Source organism: Isoptericola sp. NPDC060185 (assembly GCF_042728595.1).
Classification (GTDB): Bacteria; Actinomycetota; Actinomycetes; order Actinomycetales; family Cellulomonadaceae; genus Isoptericola.
Genome location: NZ_JBHWYY010000083.1, coordinates 1 through 17,963, shown reverse-complemented (window position 1 = coordinate 17,963; position 17,963 = coordinate 1). Strand labels below are relative to the sequence as shown.

Annotated in this window: 16 protein-coding genes; 11 read left to right on the top strand and 5 right to left on the bottom strand. The window is 75.5% G+C overall.

What is annotated here, in order from left to right:
* From ACFWDO_RS18545 to ACFWDO_RS18515, 7 genes are all read left to right on the top strand, one after another.
* The coding region (locus ACFWDO_RS18545; protein ID WP_380322463.1) for a hypothetical protein at window positions 1-280 on the top strand (280 nt) is incomplete at its 5' end.
* Window positions 277-912: a DUF624 domain-containing protein gene (locus ACFWDO_RS18540; protein ID WP_380322460.1), complete on the top strand. Its 636-nt coding sequence runs from the start codon at window positions 277-279 to the stop codon at window positions 910-912. The genes ACFWDO_RS18545 and ACFWDO_RS18540, both read left to right, overlap by 4 nt.
* A complete protein-coding gene (locus ACFWDO_RS18535; RefSeq protein ID WP_380322457.1) occupies window positions 909-2,270 on the top strand; it encodes a GDSL-type esterase/lipase family protein in 1,362 nt (453 codons plus the stop codon). The genes ACFWDO_RS18540 and ACFWDO_RS18535 overlap by 4 nt, the downstream gene beginning before the upstream one ends.
* A 72-nt stretch (window positions 2,271-2,342) precedes the next feature.
* Window positions 2,343-4,850 carry a polysaccharide lyase 8 family protein gene (locus ACFWDO_RS18530; RefSeq protein ID WP_380322454.1) on the top strand — a complete coding sequence of 836 codons (2,508 nt, stop codon included), beginning with the start codon at window positions 2,343-2,345 and terminating at the stop codon, window positions 4,848-4,850.
* 26 nt (window positions 4,851-4,876) lie between these two features.
* Window positions 4,877-6,424 carry a polysaccharide lyase 6 family protein gene (locus tag ACFWDO_RS18525; protein WP_380322451.1) on the top strand — a complete coding sequence of 516 codons (1,548 nt, stop codon included), beginning with the start codon at window positions 4,877-4,879 and terminating at the stop codon, window positions 6,422-6,424.
* A gap of 64 nt (window positions 6,425-6,488) precedes the next feature.
* Window positions 6,489-7,469 (top strand): acetylxylan esterase, encoded by a 981-nt coding sequence (locus ACFWDO_RS18520; protein ID WP_380322448.1) that lies wholly within the window; start codon window positions 6,489-6,491, stop codon window positions 7,467-7,469.
* Window positions 7,466-8,671: an MFS transporter gene (locus tag ACFWDO_RS18515; protein ID WP_380322445.1), complete on the top strand. Its 1,206-nt coding sequence runs from the start codon at window positions 7,466-7,468 to the stop codon at window positions 8,669-8,671. The genes ACFWDO_RS18520 and ACFWDO_RS18515 overlap by 4 nt, the downstream gene beginning before the upstream one ends.
* Here the strand turns inward: ACFWDO_RS18515 and ACFWDO_RS18510 are convergent.
* The gene (locus ACFWDO_RS18510; protein ID WP_380322442.1) at window positions 8,668-8,925 is read right to left on the bottom strand and encodes a hypothetical protein; all 258 of its coding nucleotides are present in this window, start codon (window positions 8,923-8,925) and stop codon (window positions 8,668-8,670) included. The two genes, ACFWDO_RS18515 and ACFWDO_RS18510, sit on opposite strands and share 4 nt — an antisense overlap.
* A gap of 112 nt (window positions 8,926-9,037) precedes the next feature.
* On the opposite strand from ACFWDO_RS18510, the gene ACFWDO_RS18505 reads away from it, so the two are divergent.
* A complete protein-coding gene (locus tag ACFWDO_RS18505) occupies window positions 9,038-10,054 on the top strand; it encodes an NADP-dependent oxidoreductase (RefSeq protein WP_380347102.1) in 1,017 nt (338 codons plus the stop codon).
* A gap of 13 nt (window positions 10,055-10,067) precedes the next feature.
* Here the strand turns inward: ACFWDO_RS18505 and ACFWDO_RS18500 are convergent, their stop codons facing one another.
* The 3 genes from ACFWDO_RS18500 to ACFWDO_RS18490 all read right to left on the bottom strand — a co-directional run bounded on the left by ACFWDO_RS18500 (window position 10,068) and on the right by ACFWDO_RS18490 (window position 12,704).
* On the bottom strand, window positions 10,068-10,844 hold the full coding sequence (locus ACFWDO_RS18500; RefSeq protein ID WP_380322437.1) for a metallophosphoesterase family protein: 777 nt from the start codon (window positions 10,842-10,844) through the stop codon (window positions 10,068-10,070).
* Window positions 10,845-10,908: 64 nt separating this feature from the next.
* Window positions 10,909-12,012: a Gfo/Idh/MocA family protein gene (locus ACFWDO_RS18495; RefSeq protein ID WP_380322434.1), complete on the bottom strand. Its 1,104-nt coding sequence runs from the start codon at window positions 12,010-12,012 to the stop codon at window positions 10,909-10,911.
* Complete coding sequence (locus tag ACFWDO_RS18490; protein ID WP_380322431.1) at window positions 11,997-12,704, bottom strand: ThuA domain-containing protein; 708 nt, start codon at window positions 12,702-12,704, stop codon at window positions 11,997-11,999. Before ACFWDO_RS18490 ends, ACFWDO_RS18495 begins: the two co-directional genes overlap by 16 nt.
* 149 nt (window positions 12,705-12,853) lie before the next feature.
* Here ACFWDO_RS18490 and ACFWDO_RS18485 point away from each other — a divergent pair, with 149 nt between their 5' ends.
* Entirely contained in the window at window positions 12,854-13,897 is a 1,044-nt protein-coding gene (locus ACFWDO_RS18485; protein WP_380322428.1) for a LacI family DNA-binding transcriptional regulator, read from the top strand.
* Window positions 13,898-13,909: 12 nt separating this feature from the next.
* Here ACFWDO_RS18485 and ACFWDO_RS18480 read toward each other — a convergent pair whose 3' ends face one another.
* Window positions 13,910-14,254, bottom strand: a complete 345-nt coding sequence (locus tag ACFWDO_RS18480) for an HIT family protein (protein ID WP_380322425.1) — start codon at window positions 14,252-14,254, stop codon at window positions 13,910-13,912.
* 84 nt (window positions 14,255-14,338) lie between these two features.
* On the opposite strand from ACFWDO_RS18480, the gene catA reads away from it, so the two are divergent.
* Window positions 14,339-15,004 (top strand): type A chloramphenicol O-acetyltransferase, encoded by a 666-nt coding sequence (catA, locus tag ACFWDO_RS18475; protein ID WP_380322422.1) that lies wholly within the window; start codon window positions 14,339-14,341, stop codon window positions 15,002-15,004.
* A gap of 150 nt (window positions 15,005-15,154) precedes the next feature.
* Window positions 15,155-17,827 (top strand): phosphoenolpyruvate carboxylase, encoded by a 2,673-nt coding sequence (locus ACFWDO_RS18470; protein WP_380322466.1) that lies wholly within the window; start codon window positions 15,155-15,157, stop codon window positions 17,825-17,827.
* Window positions 17,828-17,963 lie beyond the last annotated feature (136 nt).

Sequence of the window (17,963 nt, the reverse complement as noted above, 5' to 3'; positions counted from 1 at the left end):
CTGTGAGCGGGCGATTGGCCCTGATTCGACGGAGAACGGGGCCAATCGCCCGCTCACAACGGAGGTGGGGGTGGACCTGGGCGGCGGGGAGCGGGTGCACCTCGCCGGGCCGGACGGCGTGATCGACGCCGGCGGCGTGCGCGCCCTCGCGCGGGCGGTGCTGGTGGCGGGCGACCGGGTCGCGGTCGTCGGGGCCACGCGCGTCGAGGTCGACGGTCGGGTGCTCGTCGACGGGGACGTCGAGGTCACCGGCGTCCTGCCCGGCGGGGCGGTCCGATGACGACCGCCCCGGCCGCGCCCCCGAGGCCCGCACTGGACCGGTCCCGCCGCTGGTCGCAGACGCTCATGGGCTGGCTGGAGTACCTGGCCCACCCCGTGGCGGCGGGCGCGGCGTTCGCGATCCTGTGCCTGGGTGTCGTCACGTGGCTCCCGGCGCTCGCCGCCGTCGGCCATGCCCTGCGCGCCTGGCGCTCGGACGGCGACGGGCGCACGTTCACCGGCGTGTTCCGGGCGTTCCGCGCCTACCTGCGGCCGCTGCTCGGGCACGCGGTCGCGTCGACGGCGGGGCTCGTGCTGCTCGCCGTCGACGTGGCGTTCCTCGTCGGGCGCACCGGGCCCGCCGCCCTCGTGCTCGTGACGCTCGCGCTCGGCCTGCTCGTCGCGAGCGTGCCGTACCACCTGGCGCTCGCGGTGGTCGCCGCCGCCCGGCCGGACGGTTCGGTGCGGACCTGGGTGCCCGGCGCCCTCTGGTTCGCGTTCGCCTCGGTGCCGCGCGGCACCGCCCTGCTGGGCGCCGCGGTCGCGACGCCCGTGTTCTCGCTCGTGATCCCCGCGGGCCCCCTGCTGCTGTGCGCGAGCGTCCCCGTCCTGGTGGGGCTCGTGATCCTCGACCAGACGGAGGACGACGCATGACCGGCACCACCGCACACGCCCTTCCCCGCCCGGGCGTCGTTGCCCGGCGCTCCCTGCTCACCGGCGCGCTCGCCACCACCGGCGCGCTGCTCCTCGCGCCGCGCGCCACCGCCCTCGCCGGGGCGGAGGCGCTCGCGGAGGCCGGCACCGCCGCCTCGGGCGGGCCCCGGACGACGGCGTGGGTGCCGTCGTGGACTACCGCCCACACTCGCCCCACCGCGACCGACCCGCTGGTGCTCGGCGGGGTCACCGACCGCACGGTGCGGCACGTGCTGCGGCTCAGCGCGGGCACCCGGGGCACGGCCGGCGGCCCCGGGCGCACGGGGACGCTACGAGTCCGGCTGGCCGGCACGTTCTCGGCCGCGCCGGTCCGCGTCGGCGCGATGACGGTCGCGCGCCGGGCCCCGGGGCTCTCGGGGGCGGGCGCGGGCGTCGACCCGGCCACCGTCACGACGCTCACCTTCGGCGGCGAGCGGGGCGCGCTCCTCGCGGCGGGCGCGACGCTCGTCAGCGACCCGGCGTCCCTCGACGTGCCCGACGGCGGCGACCTCGTCGTGAGCGTGCACCTGCCCGGGCCCACCGGGGCGCTGAGCTTCCACCGCAACACCCACGCGACCGGCTACGTCGGCGCGGGCGACCTCACCGCCGACGCGGGCCCTGGATTCGCCGGCGCGGAGGTCACGAGGTCCGCCGTGCTGCTCGTGGGGGTGGACGTCGAGCGGCCGGGCGTGCCCGGCGTCGCCGTCCTGGGCGACTCGATCACCGAGGGCGTGGGCACACCCGACGACGCCGACCTGCGGCTCACCGACCACCTCGCGCGCGGCCTCGCGGCCCGGGGCGGCGCCGTCGGCGTCGCGAACCTCGGCATCAGCGGCAACCGCGTGCTGCTCGACGACGAGCGCTTCGGCCCGAGCGGCCAGGCCCGCCTCGACCGCGACGCGCTGGCGCTGCCCGGCGTCGACACCCTGCTCGTGGTGCTCGGCGTGAACGACCTGCAGCAGCCGCCCAGCCAGCTCGACCCGGCCGTGCTGCTGGCCGGCTACCGCCAGCTCGTGCTGCGCGCCCGCGACCGAGGGCTGCGGGTGGTCGGCACCACGATCACGCCGTTCGGCGGCTGGCAGCGCTGGACGCCCGCCCTCGAGGAGGAGCGCCGGGTGGTCAACGCGACGCTGCTGGCCGAGGCCGGCCGCGGCCCGAGCGCCTTCGACGCCGTCGCCGACGTGGCGTCCGCGCTCGCCGACCCGGCCGACCCCGCGCGCCTGGCGCCCGCCTTCGACAGCGGCGACGGCCTGCACCCCACCCCCGCGGGCGCGGCGGCGATGGCCGCCGCCGTGACCCGCCGCGCCCTCCTGGGCTGATCCTTCCCGCGGCACCACCGCACCACCGCACCCTGCGCTCCACCCACCTGCTCGACGACGAGAGGGACCGTGATGGACATCGACACCTTCGGCATGCCCGCCGACAGCCCGGGCACCACCGCCGGACCGAGCCGCCGCAGCGTGCTGCGCGGCCTCGGCACCCTGGCGGGCGCCGCCGCGCTGGCGCCGGCGCTGAGCCTGCCCGCCCGGGCGACGCCCGCCTCGACCACCGCCGAGCTGGTGGAGCGCTGGGCGGTGCTGCAGACCGGCGGTCCCGGCCTCGACCTCGGGGACGCGCACGTCGCGGCCGCCGTGAAGAAGGTCGACCGCGCGGCCACCACGGTCCTGAAGACGCTCGACCGCTCCGCGGGGCGCACCGCGCTGTGGCCGGACGTCACGGACTGGACGCGCTCCACGAACGTCACGACCACGTTCAAGCGGCTGCGCTCGATCGCGGTGGCCTGGGCGACGCCGGGCACCTCGGTGGCCGGCGACCCGGCGGTCGCCGCCGACGTCGCGGACGGCCTCACCTGGATGCACGACCACCTGTACGGCCCCGGCATCGCGCGCTTCGACAACGACTGGGACTGGGAGATCGGCTCGGCGTCGGCGCTCGCGGACACGCTGGTCGTGCTGCGCGAGCCCCTGGGCGACGCGCTCGCCCGCAGCACCGCCGCCATCGACCACTACACGCCCGACCCCAACCTGTGGCGGGCGGACCGGCAGATCGCCACGGGCGCCAACCGGGTGTGGATCGCGACGGTCGTCGCCGTCCGCGCGGCGCTGGACGGCGACGAGGCCGCGCTCGGCCGCGTGCGCGATGCGCTGAGCGACGTCGAGGGCGGAGGCGCCAACAGCGTGCTGGCCTTCGTCGACGACGCGGCCGGCGCGCCCGGCGAGGGCGAGGGCACGGGGGAGGGCTTCTTCCGCGACGGCTCGTTCCTGCAGCACTGGAAGCACCCGTACAACGGCGGCTACGGCAAGGAGCTGCTGGGCACGCTGTCGTCGCTGCTGCACCTGCTGGGCGACTCGCCCTGGCAGGTCACCGACCCCCAGCTGGCGAACGTCTACGCGTGGGTCACCGACGCCTTCGACCCCCTCATCGTGCGCGGCGACATGGCCGCGTCGGTGTGCGGGCGGGAGATCGCGCGCCCCAGCAAGCAGGGGCACGTGGCGGCGCAGACCGTCATCGAGGGCACGCTGCGGCTCATCCCGTCCGCGCCGGAGGCGACGGCCACCGCCCTGACGGGGCTGGTCGCGCAGTGGATCGCCGAGGACACGTACCGCGACTTCCTCGCCGCCACGACGCCCGCGTCCGTCGTCGCCGCCAACGCCCTGCTCGCCGCGGCCCCGACCCCGCGCGGCGCGCTGGTCGCGCACCGGCAGTACCCGGCGATGGACAAGATGATGCACCGCCGGCCGGGCTTCGCGGTGAGCGTCAGCGCGTACTCGAGCCGCGTCTACAACTACGAGTCCATCCAGAACGAGAACCTGCACGGCTGGCACCTGTCCGACGGCATGGTGCTGCTGTTCACCGACGACCTGGGCCACTACAGCGAGGACTACTGGCCCACCGTCGACCCGTACCGCCTGCCGGGCACCACCGTCGACACCGCGCGCCTGGCGGACAGCGCGAACTTCCGCGAGACGAGCGACGCGACCTGGGTGGGCGGGGCCGCCGTCCCCGGCGCCACCGTCGGCGCGTACGGGCAGGACCTGCGCGCCCGCGGCTCCGACCTGCGCGCGCTCAAGAGCTGGTTCCTCGTGGACGACGCCGTGATCTGCGTCGGCTCCGGCATCACGGCGCCCGCGGCGGGCGGCGTCGAGACGGTCGTCGAGAACCGCAAGGTGCGCGACGGCGCCGCGCTCGTGGTCGACGGGGTGGCTCAGCCGATCGGCAACGGCTGGTCGGCGACGCTCGACGACGTGCGGTGGTGCCACCTGTCCGGCACGTCGGGCTACGTCTTCCCCGGCGGCGCCCGGCTGCACGCGCTGCGCGAGGACCGCACGCACACGTGGCGCGAGATCAACATCAAGTACGGCACGGACACCCCGATGACCCGCCCGTACGTCACCGCGTGGCTCGACCACGGTGCCGCGCCGGCCGGAGCCTCGTACGCCTACGTCATGCTTCCCGCCGCCGGCCCCGACGCCACCCGTGCGTTCGCCGAGGCCTGCGGCACGGCGCCCGGGCTGCGGATCCTCGCGCAGGACGACGCCGCGCACGCCGTCGCCCTCGGCGGCACCATCGCCGCCAACTTCTGGGCCGCCGCGTCGGTCCCCACCGGCGCCGGGGTGCCGGGGGAGGGCGGGGCGCTGCACGCGGACGGCCCGGCGTCCGTCGTCGTGCACGAGGCCGGGGCCGGGTCGGGGAGCACGGAGTGGACGCGCCCCACGACCGTCGCACTGAGCGACCCCACGCAGACGCGCGAGCAGGTGGTCGTCGACCTCCAGCGCGCCGGCCTGCGGTTCGTCTCCGCCGACCCGGGCGTCACGGTGACCCGGCAGGGCGTGGGATGGCGCATCGTCGCCGCCACCGCCGGCCTGGCCGGCGCCACCGTCACCGCCTCGTTCGTCTGACCAGCCCGACCCGACCTGGAGGAACCATGAAGACCAAGCACCTCGCGCAGCCCGTGGCCCTCAACCTGGCCCTCGCCCTCGGGCTGACGTGCGGCGCCGCGGCTCCCGCCGTCGCCGACGTCGTCCCGACCGCGCCGACCCAGGCGTCGACGACGGCCGACACTGCCGGGACGACGGCGGGGTACCCGGCCGACGACGCCCCCGAGCCGGCGCCGCTGCGCACCGTGCCGGTGAGCACCAGCGCCGAGCTGGCGGCCGCGTTCAAGGCCGCCCTGCCCGGCGACCGCATCGTGCTGGCCGACGGCGAGTACACGATGGTGAAGCTGGCCGACAAGGCGGGCACCGCCGCGGCGCCCGTCGTCGTCGAGGCGGCGACCCTCGGCGGCGCGGTCGTGACGGCCGGCCAGCTGGAGGTCACGCGGTCCAGCCACGTCGTCGTGCGGGGGCTGACCTTCCGGAACGCGACGACGCTGAAGACCACCTCCTCGACGCACGTGCGGTTCACCCGCAACGACCTCGCGCTGCGCTTCGAGCCGCCGGTGGACCCGACGTCGTCGCGGCACTGGCTGCAGCTCTCGGGCGAGGGCAGCGCCTTCAACCGGATCGACCACAACGCGTTCCACGACAAGCCGCTGATGGGCAACTACGTCTCCGTCTTCGGCGGGGCCACGCAGATCTCCCAGCACGACCGGATCGACCACAACCTCTTCGCCGACAGCCCGGCCCAGCCCGTGAACGGCGCGGAGGCCGTGCGCCTCGGCGTCTCGGCGGTCTCGGACTCCAGCTCGTTCGCCGTCGTGGAGCACAACCTCTTCGAGAACGTCGACGCCGACGCCGAGATCGTGTCCCTCAAGAGCGACGACAACACCGTCCGCTACAACACGATCCGGGCCTCGCAGGGCGTGGTGAGCATCCGCCGCGGCGACCGCAACGTGGTGCAGGGCAACGTCTTCCTCGGGGAGGGCAAGCCCGGCACGGGCGGCGTGCGGCTGTACGGCGACGACCAGCTCGTGTTCGGCAACTACTTCGAGGGGTTGCGGGGGTCGGGCTACACGGCGGCGCTGCAGATCGACGGCGGCGACGTGGACGGCTCCGGCTCGACGTCGGCCCACTGGCGGGTGCACCGCGCGACGGTCGTGCACAACACGTTCGTGGACAACACCTCGAACGTCGAGGTCGGTGCCAACTACGTGCTCCCGCCCGTGGACTCCCTGGTGGCCGACAACCTCGTCGTCGGCTCGGCCGGCCCGCTGTTCCAGGAGCTCAAGCAGCCCGCCGGCGTCACCTACTCCGGCAACGTCGCGTGGCCGATGGGCGACGCGACGCTCGGCATCGACGCCGCTCCCCGCGAGGTGCGCGTCGTCGACCCGCTGCTGGTGCGCTCCGGCGGCATGTGGCGCCTGCGCCCCGGCCCGGCGATGAACACGGCGGTCGGCTCGTACCCGTTCCTCACCGAGGACATGGACGGACAGCCCCGCGACATGCGCCCCGACGTCGGCGCCGACGAAGTGTCCTTCGCCCCCGTCACCCGGACGCCGCTCGAGCGGTCCGACGTCGGGCCTTCCGCTCCCTGACGTCGTCGCCGAGACTGTTCGCCTGCTGCCCGACCCACCCGCACCACGAACCAGGAGCACCCGCATGGCCTTCTTCGACAAGCCCCTCGACGACCTGCGCGCCTACCGGCCCGAGCCCGAGGAGCCCGCGGACTTCGACGCGTTCTGGAAGCAGACGCTCGACGCCGCGGCGGCCGCCGCGACGGAGCCGGAGCAGGTGCCGTTCGACGCCGGGCTCGCCACCGTCGAGGTGCGGGACGTGACGTTCTCCGGGTGGGCCGGGCAGCCGGTCAAGGCGTGGCTGCTGCTGCCGCGCGAGCGCAGCGGGCCGCTGCCCGCCGTCGTCCAGTACATCGGGTACAACGGCGGGCGCGGCGTCCCGTGGGAGTGGCTCACGTGGTCCGCGGCCGGGTACGCCCACCTGGTCATGGACAACCGCGGCCAGGGCGGCGGCGGCAAGACGACCGCCGACACCCCGGACGTCGCGCCCGAGGGCCACGGGTCGTCGTCGCCCGGCTTCCTCACCCGCGGCATCGAGGACCCGGCCAAGCACTACTACCGGCGCCTGATCACCGACGCCGTGCGCGCCGTCGACGCCGTCAAGGCGCTGCCCGAGGTGGACCCGACCCGGGTCGCGGTGCTCGGCGGCAGCCAGGGCGGCGGGCTCGCGCTCGCCGTCGCCGGCCTGCGCGACGACCTCGCCGGGATGGTCGCCGACGTGCCGTTCCTCAGCCACTACCGCCGCGCGTCGCAGATCACCGACGAGGGCCCGTACGCCGAGATCGCCCGCTACCTCAAGGGGCACCGCTTCGAGGTCGAGGACGTGATGCGCACGCTGTCGTACTTCGACGCCACCAACTTCGCCGCGCGCGCCCGCTGCCCCGGCTGGTTCTCCGTCGCGCTCATGGACAAGATCTGCCCGCCGTCCACCGTGTTCGCGGCGTACCACCGCTACGGCGGCCCCGCGCAGATCGAGGTCTTCCCGTACAACGGGCACGAGGGCGGCGCGGCGTACGACATGCCCCGCAAGCTCGCGGCGCTCGCGGGGGTGCTCGGCCCCCGGTGACGCCCCCCGACGACGCCGCCGGGCGCACCCCGCCCCGCGGCGCGATGCTCGCCCTGTACGGAAACACGTTCGTCATGGCGACGGGCTTCTACGTGCTGGTGCCGCTGCTCGCCGTGCACCTGGCGGACGGGCTGGGCTTCGGCCTGGCGCTCGTCGGGCTGCTCGCGGGGATCCGCGCCGGCGCGCAGCAGGGCCTCCAGCTCCCCGCCGGACTGCTCGCCGACCGGTGGGGCGTGCGGCGCACCATCGTGGCCGGCGTGCTCGTGCGGGCCGCCGGCTTCGGCGCGCTCGCCCTCGCCACCACCCCGGTGGCCGTGGGCGTGGCCGGGGTCGCCGTCGGGCTCGGCGGCGCCCTCTTCCACCCCGCTTCCTACGCCGCGTACGCGCGGCTCGGTGGGGCGCGGCCCGACGTCTTCGCGCGGCGCGAGGCGCTGAGCAACGCCGGCTTCGTCGTGGGGCCGCTGCTCGGCGGCCTGCTCGTGGCCACCGGGTTCGACGTCGTGTGCTGGGTGGCCGCCGGCCTGTTCCTCGCGGCCGCCCCGCTCACCTGGTTCGGCCTCGGGCGGGCGGCCGAGCCCGGCACCGTCCCCGACGCGCCGGCCGCGCGCGCCAGCACGGACGGGGCGGCCGCCGGCACGATGCGGCGCGAGGCGCGCCGCGCGCTCGTCGCCCTCTGCCTGCTCAACGCCGGCGCCTGGGCGATCTTCACGCAGCTGCAGCTCGTCGTGCCGCTGCGGCTGGACGCCGTGCTCGGCAGCAGCGCCGCGGTCGGCGCGGTGTACGCCGCGGCGGCCGTCCTCGTGCTCGTCCTGACCGTGCCCGCCACCCGGTGGCTCCAGGCGCGGCTGCGGATGCCCGCCGTCCTCGCTCTCGGCGTCGCCACGATGGGCACGGGCATCGCCGTGCTCGGTGGCGGCCCGGGCCTCGTGTCCCTCGTCGTCGGGATGGTGATGTTCACCCTCGGGCAGATGGTCTTCCAGCCGGCGATGAGCGCCGTCGTCGCCGCCGGGGCGCCCGCGGCGTCTGTCGCCACGCGGTTCGGCGTCAACGGGCTGGCGCTCGCCGTCGGCGGCGTCGTCGGCTCGTCCGTCGTGGGCGCGCTGCTCGCCGGGCCGCTGTCCGGTCCTGGGTGGGCGTGGGCGGGGTTCGCGCTCGCCGGCGCGGGCGTCGCCGTCGGGTACGTGAGGGTCCGGGTCGGCTAGATCTCCGCGCTCGGCGACGCCGGCCGGGATCGAGCCGTCCGGGCCTTGCGCCGCCGGACCAGCCACTCCACGAGACTCCCGACGGTGCCCAGGAGGCCGAGCACCACGACGGAGCCGATGCTCGTGCCGAGCCAGGACGGCAGGCGGTGCCCGAGCTGCCACGTCACCGCCAGGAGCCCCGTCCAGAACAGGACGAGCCCACCCCATCGCAGCGTCCAGCGTGCTGCAGACACCTCGGGTGCGTCCTCGACCATCGTGCGACCTCCGCGTTCCGTCACCGGAGGGTAGCGGGCACGCGTCACCGTCCGGCATGCCCGCCTGACCGCGGGCGGGTGAGAATCGGGGCACGACGACGGAGGGACGACGGTGCGGGGATACGTGCTGCGACGCTACGGGCACCCGGGCGTGATGGAGCTGCGCGAGGTGCCGCGCCCGGCGGCTGCGCCCGGCGAGGTGCTGGTCCGGGTGCGGGCGGCGGGGCTGAACCCGATCGACTTCAAGACGCGCGACGGCGGCCTGCGGGTCATCACCCGGCTCCGGCTGCCGCTGGTGGCGGGCAGCGAGCTCGCCGGCGAGGTGGCGGCCGTCGGCGCGGGCGTGACGCGGTTCGCGGTGGGGGACCGGGTGTTCGCCCGGGTGGACAAGCGGCGGCTGGGGGCGTTCGCGCCGTACGCCGCTGTGCAGGAGAGCCTGGTGGCGGCGATGCCCGCCTCGCTCGGCTTCGTGGAGGCGGCGTCGCTGCCCCTCGCCGGGGTCACCGCGCTGCAGGCGCTGCGCGACGAGCTGGCGGTGGCGCCGGGGGACCGGGTGCTCGTCACGGGCGGCGCGGGCGGCGTCGGCACCCTCGCGATCCAGGTCGCCCGCGCGCTGGGTGCCGAGGTGACGACGACGGCGTCCGTCCGCGGCGAGGAGCTGGTGCGCTCGCTGGGCGCCGCGCGCGTGATCGACTACCGCAGCGAGCGGTTCGCCGACGTCCTGCACGACTACGACGGCGCCCTCGACCTCACCGGCGGCCAGGACCTCACGGACGCGTTCACGGTCGTCCGGCCCGGGCGGACGGTCGTCTCCGTGGCCGGCCTCCCGGACGCGACGACCGCGCGGGTCGACCTGGACGCCGGCCCCCTCAAGGCGGCGCTGCTGTGGGCGGCGAGCTCCGCGATCCGCCGCCGGGCCCGGCGCGCGGGCGTCCGCTACCGCTACCTGTTCATGCGCCCGAGTGGCGCGGACCTCGCCGCCCTGGCCGCCCTCGTCGACCGGGGCGAGGTGCGGCCCGTCGTCGACCGCACCTTCCCGTTCGCCGACATCGCCGCCGCGTTCGCCTACCTGGAGCGGGGCCGCGCCAAGGGCAAGGTCGTGGTCGAGCTGCCGGACGACCGGGCGTAGTGCCTCCCCGAGGTCAGGCGAGCCGCGCGACGAGGCAGGGCCCGCCCTCGTAGATGCCGCCGTCGATCGCGAGCGCGCGACCGTCGGCGTACGTCAACGGCTCGGTGACGTCCGTGTACGGGACGCCGAGCATCTCGGCGACGATGCTGTGCCCGTGCACCACCCGGTCCCCGCCGAGGTGCTCCAGCAGCTCGCGCGCGGCCTGCGGGCCGCTCTCCCCGCGGAAGGCGCCGCGGGAGGTGAGCCGCCGCCACGTCTCCCACCACACGTCCAGGTCCTCGGACGCGAGGCGCTCCCGGCCGGCGGCGACGAGGTCCTCGAGCGTCCGGCCCCAGTCCAGGTAGGCGAGGGTGTCGGAGTGCACCAGGAGCGCGCCGGCGTCCTGCGCCGCCATAGGCAGGGCCCGCAACCACGCGACGTGCTCGTCGGTGAGGCCCGCCTGGTCCGTGGCGAGGCCGCCGTTGCGGCCCCACGACCGGGCGAAGCTCCGCCCCGGCTCGCCCGGCCCGGGGGGCGGCGTCGCCCCGAACGTCCGCATCCCCAGCGCCAGCACCTCGTGGTTGCCCAGCAGCGCCCCGACGGCGCCCTCGGACTCCTCGACGAGCCGCCGGACCAGGTCGATCACGCCGACGCCGTCCGGCCCGCGGTCCACGTAGTCCCCGAGGAACCAGAGCCGGGCGTCCGCTCCGGCCCACCGGCCGTCGGCGTCCGTGAGCCCCTCGGCGGCCAGGGCCCGCACCAGGACGTCGCGGTACCCGTGCACGTCGCTGACCGCGTACACCCTCGTCATCTGCTCGTCGCTCCGTCCGTCGTCCGGCCGCGGGCCCACCGACCGACGGGTGGTCCGCCGAGGATCAGACCTGCGGGGCGTCCTGGAGGGGCACCGGGGCGGGGCGCTCGCAGGAGCTGGCGACGACGACGGACGCCCCCTTGTCGGCGGCGGCGAGCAGCGACGTCATGACGTCGAGCACGTGGTACGCCAGGTCGCCGTTCGCCCGCGCGGTGGCGCCGGGCGGGGTGGCGGCGAGGTCGGCCAGCCCGTAGCCGCGGCCGGCGTCGCGGTAGCCGGCGCTCGCGGGGAGCTCCTCCCACGTGCCGCCGAGGCGGTGCAGCTCCACGGTCCCGTCGAAGGTGTTCGGGTCCGGGACGACGAGCGAACCCCGGTCCCCGTGCACCTCGATGCGCGACGCGCGCGACGCCACGGTGTCGAAGCTCATGACGAGGGTCGACAGGGCGCCGGACTCGTGCCGCAGCACGCCGGTGACGTGCGTGTCGACGTCGACGGGGACGTCCTCGCCGGCGCGCGGCCCGGACCCGATGGTGCGCACGGCACGCGTGCGGCTCGCGGCGCCGACCACGGACTCCACCGGGCCGAGCAGGGTGACGAGGGCCGTGACGTAGTACGGGCCCATGTCCAGCAGCGGGCCGCCGCCCGGCTGGTAGTAGAAGTCGGGGTTCGGGTGCCAGAGCTCGTGGCCGGGCGTCACCATGGTCGCCGTGGCCGCGACGGGCGTGCCGACCAGTCCGTCGTCCACGGCCCGGCGCGCCGTCTGCACGCCCGTGCCGAGCACGGTGTCCGGGGCGCAGCCGACGCGCACGCCCGCGGCCCGTCCGGCCTCGACGATCGCGCGCGCCTCGTCGGTCGTGGCGGCGAGCGGCTTCTCGCCGTACACGTCCTTGCCCGCCGCGATCGCCCGGAGGGCGACGTCGGCGTGGGCGGCGGGGATCGTCAGGTTGAGCACGACGTCGACCTCGGGGTCGGCGACGAGCTCGTCGACGGTGAGGGCGCGGACGCCCTGCTCCGCGGCGACGGCGGCCGCCCGGGCGGCGTCGAGGTCCGCGACGGCGACCAGCTCGACGGCCCCGGTCCCTTCCGACCCGAGCCGCGCGATCGTGCGCAGGTACTGACCGGAGATCGCGCCGACCCCGACGACGCCGACCCTCAGCGGCTGGCCCACAGGATGCCCCTGGAGATGATGGTGCGGACGTTCGGGTCGTTCACCACGTCGAGGCGGTGGCCGGGCGTGGAGACGAAGACGCGCCCCTCGCCCCACTGCCGCGTCCAGACGGCGGGGCAGGTCACGGGCCGGTGCCACGGCTCGTGGTCGGGGGCCGCGAGGGTGGTGGTGGCCAGCACGTCGTTGTACTCGTCGGTCAGCACCCAGTACTGCTCGGTGGTGAGCTCGAAGTCGGAGAGCCCCGCGACGATCGGGTGGTCGGCCCGCTCGGGCACGATGTCGATCGTGTGGCGGACGAAGCAGTCGGTGCCGTCGCCCGGCAGCTCCTCGCGCGGCGCCTTGGCGGGGTGGGTCGCGAACTGCCCGCCCACCAGATGCAGGTAGTCCGAGCTGCTCCGGAAGGAGTCGGCGATCCCGCCGTGCCAGCCCGCGAGCCCCGTGCCGGCCCGGACGGCGGCGGTGAGGCCGCGCAGCTCGTCGTCGGCGATGGCGCTCATGGTGACGGTCTGGACGACGACGTCCACGCCGGCCATGTACGCGGCGTCGGCGTACACGGTGGTCTCGTCCTCGACCCGCACGTCGTAGTCGTGCTCGGCGAGGAACGGGAGGAACGAGTCGGTGGTCTCCACGGGCTGGTGGCCGTCCCACCCGCCCCGCACGACCAGGGCTCGTCGCTGCGTGGGGTCTGTCATGAGGCAACTCCTGTGTTGCGCAACTTGTGTGCGGTCGATGACGTGCCGGACGAGTCTTCCATGCAGCCAACGGTGCGACAAGAGGCGCCGGGCTTGTCGATCGGCCGGCGATTGTTGCGCAACTTCTGGCTCGTCGATACCGTCCCCGTGTGTCCGACGACCGCCCCACCACCCTCGCCGACGTCGCCGCCGCCGCCGGCACCACCGTCCCCACGGTCTCCAAGGTGCTGCGTGGTCGTTCCGACGTCTCCGCCGCGACGCGCGAGCGCGTCATGGCCGCCGTCGGCGCGCTCGGCTACCGCGGTCGGGCGGGCCGCGGCCTCGCGCCGAGCGGGGACCGGCCGCCGATGGTGGATCTCGTGCTCAGCGGCGTCGACGGCACGTGGGCCAACCGCGCCCTCAGCGGCGTCGAGGAGGCGGCCACCGCGGCCGGCCTCGACATCGTCGTCTCGGTGGCGCGCCGGCCCGACGACGCCTGGCTCCCGCGCCTGCTCGCCCGCCGCTCGCGGGGGGCGGTCATCGCGCTCGTCGACACGACGCGCGAGCAGCTCGCCACCCTCGCCGCCGCGCGGGTGCCCGTCGTCCTGCTCGACCCGGTGACCCAGCCGCCCCGGACCGTCGCGAGCGTCGGTGCCACCAACTGGGCGGGCGGCCGCGCCGCCGCCGAGCACCTCCTCGGCCTCGGGCACCGCCGGCTCGCCGTCCTCGCGGGGCGGCGCACCCACCTCTACAGCCAGGCGCGGGTCGACGGGTTCCGCTCGGCCACGGCCGAGGCCGGCATCGACCCCGGGCCCACGGTCGAGCATGGCGACTGGTCGCGGGCGGGTGCCGCCGCCGTGGCCGCGGACCTGCTGGCCGGCCCGGACCGTCCGACGGCGGTCTTCGCGTGCTCCGACCGGATGGCGCTGGGGCTCTACGACGCCGCGGCGGCCGCCGGGCTCCGGGTGCCCGAGGACGTGAGCGTCGTCGGCTTCGACGACCTGCCCGAGAGCGAGTGGACGCAGCCGGGCCTGACCTCCGTGCGGCAGCCCATCGCGCAGATGGGCGCGGCGGCGCTGCGGATGCTGCTGCGCCTGGGCGACGAGGGGCCTGGTGGGCCCGGAGGCGACGCGCCGCGGGAGGAGCTCGCCACCACGCTCGTCGTGCGGGGGTCGACGGCGGCGCCATCCGTCGCCGATGTCGGGTCGTCCTGACGAGGCGGAGGGTCAGGGGGTGCGTGCGAGCGGCGCGCCGGACCGCACGTGCACGTGCAGGTGCCGGGAGTCCTGGTAGGCGCCGAGGTTGGTCATGACGCTCGCCGCACCGTGCTCCGACAGCACGCCCTCCGCCGTGCGCTGCACCACGCGCAGGAGGTGCTGCGCCAGGGCGGGGTCGTCGAGGGTGAGGAGGGAATCGACGTGCCGCTTCGGGACGACCACCACGTGTACGGGCCAGAACGGCCGGGTGTGGTGGTACGCGAGGACGTCGTCGTCCTCGAAGACGACGTCGAGCGGTTCGCGCCGCGGGATGGCGACGTCGCAGTAGAAGTCCTCGCCGTCGTAGCCGCTCACCCCGGAACCGTAGCGAACGCCTGCGAGGGGAGGGGACGCGAAAAGGCCTGCCGTCCGGCGTCGCACGGCTGCGAGCATGGCCGCATGACCACCCCCGCGCCCGTCGAGGCCGTCCCCGTCGACTTGGCGACGTGGCCGCGCCGCCAGCACTTCGAGCACTACCGGGCGTCGCCGTGCACGTACGCGATGACGGTGGACCTGGACGTCACGGCGTTCGCCGCGGCGCTGCGGGCGTCGTCGCGCAAGACGTACGTCGCGCAGGTGTGGGCGCTGGCGACGGTCGTGAACCGGCACGACGAGTTCCGGATGTGCCTCGACGCCGACGGCGCGCCCGCCGTCTGGCCGACCGTGCACCCGGCGTTCACCGTGTTCAACGCCACCCGCGAGACGTTCGCGTGCGTGTGGGCGCCGTACGACGCCGACTTCGGCACGTTCCACGACACCGCGGCGACGCTCCTGACCGAGCACTCCCGGGCCGCCGACCTCTTCCCGCAGGGCGCGCCGCCGCCGAACAGCTTCGACGTGTCCAGCCTGCCGTGGGCGTCGTTCACCGGGTTCACGCTGAACATCCGCGACGCCTGGGACCACCTGGCGCCGATCGTCACCCTCGGTCGCTATGTCGAGCGGGAGGGCCGGGTGCTGCTGCCGCTCGCCGTGCAGATCCACCACGCGGCGGCCGACGGCTTCCACACGGCGCGCCTGGTCAGCGAGCTCCAGGAGCTGTTCGCCGACCCGTCCTGGGTGGGCTGAGTCACACGGGGGGCCACGTCGCGGGCCGCGGCGCAGGGTCACCAGCCGGACGGCTCGGCGACCGGACGGCGAGACGGCTTACGCTCTGGTCCCGTGAGCGAGAACCTGGGATCCACCGGCTCGATCGAACGTGTGGTGGCACGCCACGAGATGCCCGACCCTCTGCGCGACGACATCCGCCTCCTCGGCGGGCTGCTCGGCACCGTGCTCAAGGAGGCGGGCGGGCAGGACCTGCTCGACGACGTCGAGCGCCTCCGCGGCCTGACCATCCGCGCCTACGGGGCGGACGACGGCGGCGCGACGCTGGCCGAGGCCGCCGACGTCGTGGCCGGCTTCACGCCGGAGCGCGCCGAGCAGGTGGCGCGTGCCTTCACCTGCTACTTCCACCTGGCGAACCTCGCGGAGGAGTTCCACCGCGTCCGCGTGCTGCGGGCCCGCGAGTCCGACGCCGCGGGGAACGTCGTCATCGAGGACTCCCTGCCGCAGGCCTTCACGCAGCTCGCGGAGGAGGTGGGCCGGGACGAGGCGCTGCGCCGCCTGGGCGAGATCGAGTTCCGCCCCGTCCTCACCGCGCACCCCACCGAGGCCCGCCGCCGCGCCGTCTCCGGCGCCGTGCGCCGCATCTCCGGCCTCATCGCCGACCGCGACACCATGCGCCCCGGCGGCACCACGCTCGCCGAGAACGAGCGCCGCCTGCTCGCCGAGATCGACACCATGTGGCGCACCTCGCCGATCCGCGCGCACAAGCCGTCGGTGCTCGACGAGGTGAAGACCGCCATGGGCGTCTTCGACGCCACCATGTTCACCACCTTCCCCGAGGTGTACCGGCGTCTGGACGACTGGCTGCTCGACGGCGAGGCGGGCAGCGTCCCGCCCGTCGCCCGTCCGTTCGTCCACCTCGGCTCCTGGATCGGCGGCGACCGCGACGGCAACCCGAACGTCACCGCTGAGGTCACCCGCCAGGCCGCGACCCTCGCCGCCGAGCACGCGCTCGGCGCCCTCGAGAAGGCCACCGTCGAGACCGGGCGCAAGCTCACGCTCGACGAGGACGGCACCCCGGCGTCCGCCGAGCTCAAGGCCCTCTGGCAGCGGATGCGCCAGCTCTCCGACGAGCTCGTCACGCGCGCCGCCGCCGACTCGCCCAACGAGCCGCACCGGGCCGCCGTGCTCGCCGTCGCCGGCCGCGTCGCCGCGACCCGCCGCCGCGACGCCGACCTCGCGTACCGGAACCCGGAGGAGCTGGTCGCCGACCTCGAGGTGGTGCAGCGCTCCCTCGTCGAGGCCGGTGCGCCCCGTGCCGCGTACGGCGACCTGCAGAAGCTCGTGTGGCAGGTGCAGACCTTCGGGTTCCACCTCGCCGAGCTCGAGGTGCGCCAGCACTCGCAGGTGCACGCCGCCGCCCTCGCCGAGATCGACGAGAAGGGCATCCACGGCGACCTCTCCGAGCGCACCGTCGAGGTGCTCGACACCTACCGCGCACTCGGCGCCGTGCAGAAGCGGTTCGGCATCCGCGCCGCCCGCCGCTACATCGTGTCCTTCACGCAGGCGCCCGAGCACCTGGCCGCCGTCTACCGGCTCGCCGCGCTCGCCTTCGAGGGCTCCGACGACGCGCCGGTCGTCGACGCCGTCCCCCTGTTCGAGACCTTCGACGACCTGGAGAACTCGGTCGACATCCTCGAGGCGATGCTGGAGTTCCCCGAGGTGCAGCGTCGCCTCGCGGAGAACGGCCGCCGCGTCGAGGTCATGCTCGGCTACTCCGACTCGTCCAAGGACGTCGGCCCGGTCGCCGCGACCCTCGCCCTGCACAAGGCGCAGTCGCGGATCGCCGACTGGGCGCAGCGCCACGACATCACGCTCACCCAGTTCCACGGCCGCGGCGGGTCCCTCGGCCGCGGCGGCGGCCCGGCCAACCGGGCCGTCCTCGCGCAGCCGCCGCACTCCGTCGACGGCCGGTTCAAGCTCACCGAGCAGGGCGAGGTCATCCTCGCCCGCTACGGCGACCCGACGATCGCCGCCCGCCACATCGAGCAGGTCGCCGCGGCGACGCTGCTCGCGTCCGCGCCGACGGTGGAGAAGCGCAACGCCGAGGCCCGCGAGCGGTTCGCGCCCCTCGCGTCCGCCCTCGACGAGACGTCGCGCGCTGCCTTCCACGGCCTCGTGAAGTCCGAGGGCTTCCCGCAGTGGTTCGCGCAGGTCACGCCGCTGGAGGAGGTCGGCCTGCTGCCGATCGGCTCCCGCCCCGCCAAGCGCGGCCTCTCCGTCAACTCCCTCGACGACCTGCGCGCCATCCCGTGGGTGTTCTCCTGGTCGCAGGCGCGCATCAACCTCGCCGGCTGGTTCGGCCTGGGCACCGCGCTGCGGTCGGCCGGCGAGCAGCCGGGCGGCCTCGAGGAGCTGCAGGCCGCCTACCGCGAGTGGCCCCTGTTCACCACGCTGCTCGACACCGTCGAGATGGGCCTCGCCAAGACGCAGGAGGACATCGCCGCGCAGTACCTCGCGCTCGGCGACCGCGACGACCTCGCGCAGCTCGTCCTCGACGAGCTCCGCCTCACCCGCGAGTGGGTGCTGCGCGTCACCGGCAACGAGTGGCCGCTGGCCAACCGCCGCGTCCTCGGCCGCGCCGTCCAGCTGCGCTCCCCGTACGTCGACGCCCTCTCCCTGCTCCAGGTCCGCGCCCTGCGCGCCCTGCGCAGCAAGGGCGACAGCGAGGGGCTCACGGTGGAGGACGGCGAGTGGGTGGACGGCGGCCACAAGGACCGCTGGCAGCACCTGCTGCTGCTCACCGTGAACGGAGTGTCCGCGGGTCTCCAGAACACGGGCTGACCTTCGTCGCTGCTTCCGGCCGCACCGTGTGGTGCGGCCGGTCGTGGGCGGGGTTCTCTTGTCGCGAGGCGCGCCATCCGCCGCTCGTTCCTCGCGGCTCCCGCCAGGCCCGACCAGCCTCGCGACAAGAGAACCC

What these genes read in the sequence shown, in the direction of transcription:
- ACFWDO_RS18540 (WP_380322460.1), top strand. Translation starts at nt 277, where the DNA reads ATGACGACCGCCCCGGCCGCGCCCCCGAGGCCCGCACTGGACCGGTCC.
- ACFWDO_RS18535 (WP_380322457.1), top strand. Translation starts at nt 909, where the DNA reads ATGACCGGCACCACCGCACACGCCCTTCCCCGCCCGGGCGTCGTTGCC.
- ACFWDO_RS18530 (WP_380322454.1), top strand. Translation starts at nt 2,343, where the DNA reads ATGGACATCGACACCTTCGGCATGCCCGCCGACAGCCCGGGCACCACC.
- ACFWDO_RS18525 (WP_380322451.1), top strand. Translation starts at nt 4,877, where the DNA reads ATGAAGACCAAGCACCTCGCGCAGCCCGTGGCCCTCAACCTGGCCCTC.
- ACFWDO_RS18520 (WP_380322448.1), top strand. Translation starts at nt 6,489, where the DNA reads ATGGCCTTCTTCGACAAGCCCCTCGACGACCTGCGCGCCTACCGGCCC.
- ACFWDO_RS18510 (WP_380322442.1), bottom strand. Translation starts at nt 8,925, where the DNA reads ATGGTCGAGGACGCACCCGAGGTGTCTGCAGCACGCTGGACGCTGCGA.
- ACFWDO_RS18500 (WP_380322437.1), bottom strand. Translation starts at nt 10,844, where the DNA reads ATGACGAGGGTGTACGCGGTCAGCGACGTGCACGGGTACCGCGACGTC.
- ACFWDO_RS18490 (WP_380322431.1), bottom strand. Translation starts at nt 12,704, where the DNA reads ATGACAGACCCCACGCAGCGACGAGCCCTGGTCGTGCGGGGCGGGTGG.
- catA (WP_380322422.1), top strand. Translation starts at nt 14,339, where the DNA reads ATGACCACCCCCGCGCCCGTCGAGGCCGTCCCCGTCGACTTGGCGACG.
- ACFWDO_RS18470 (WP_380322466.1), top strand. Translation starts at nt 15,155, where the DNA reads ATGCCCGACCCTCTGCGCGACGACATCCGCCTCCTCGGCGGGCTGCTC.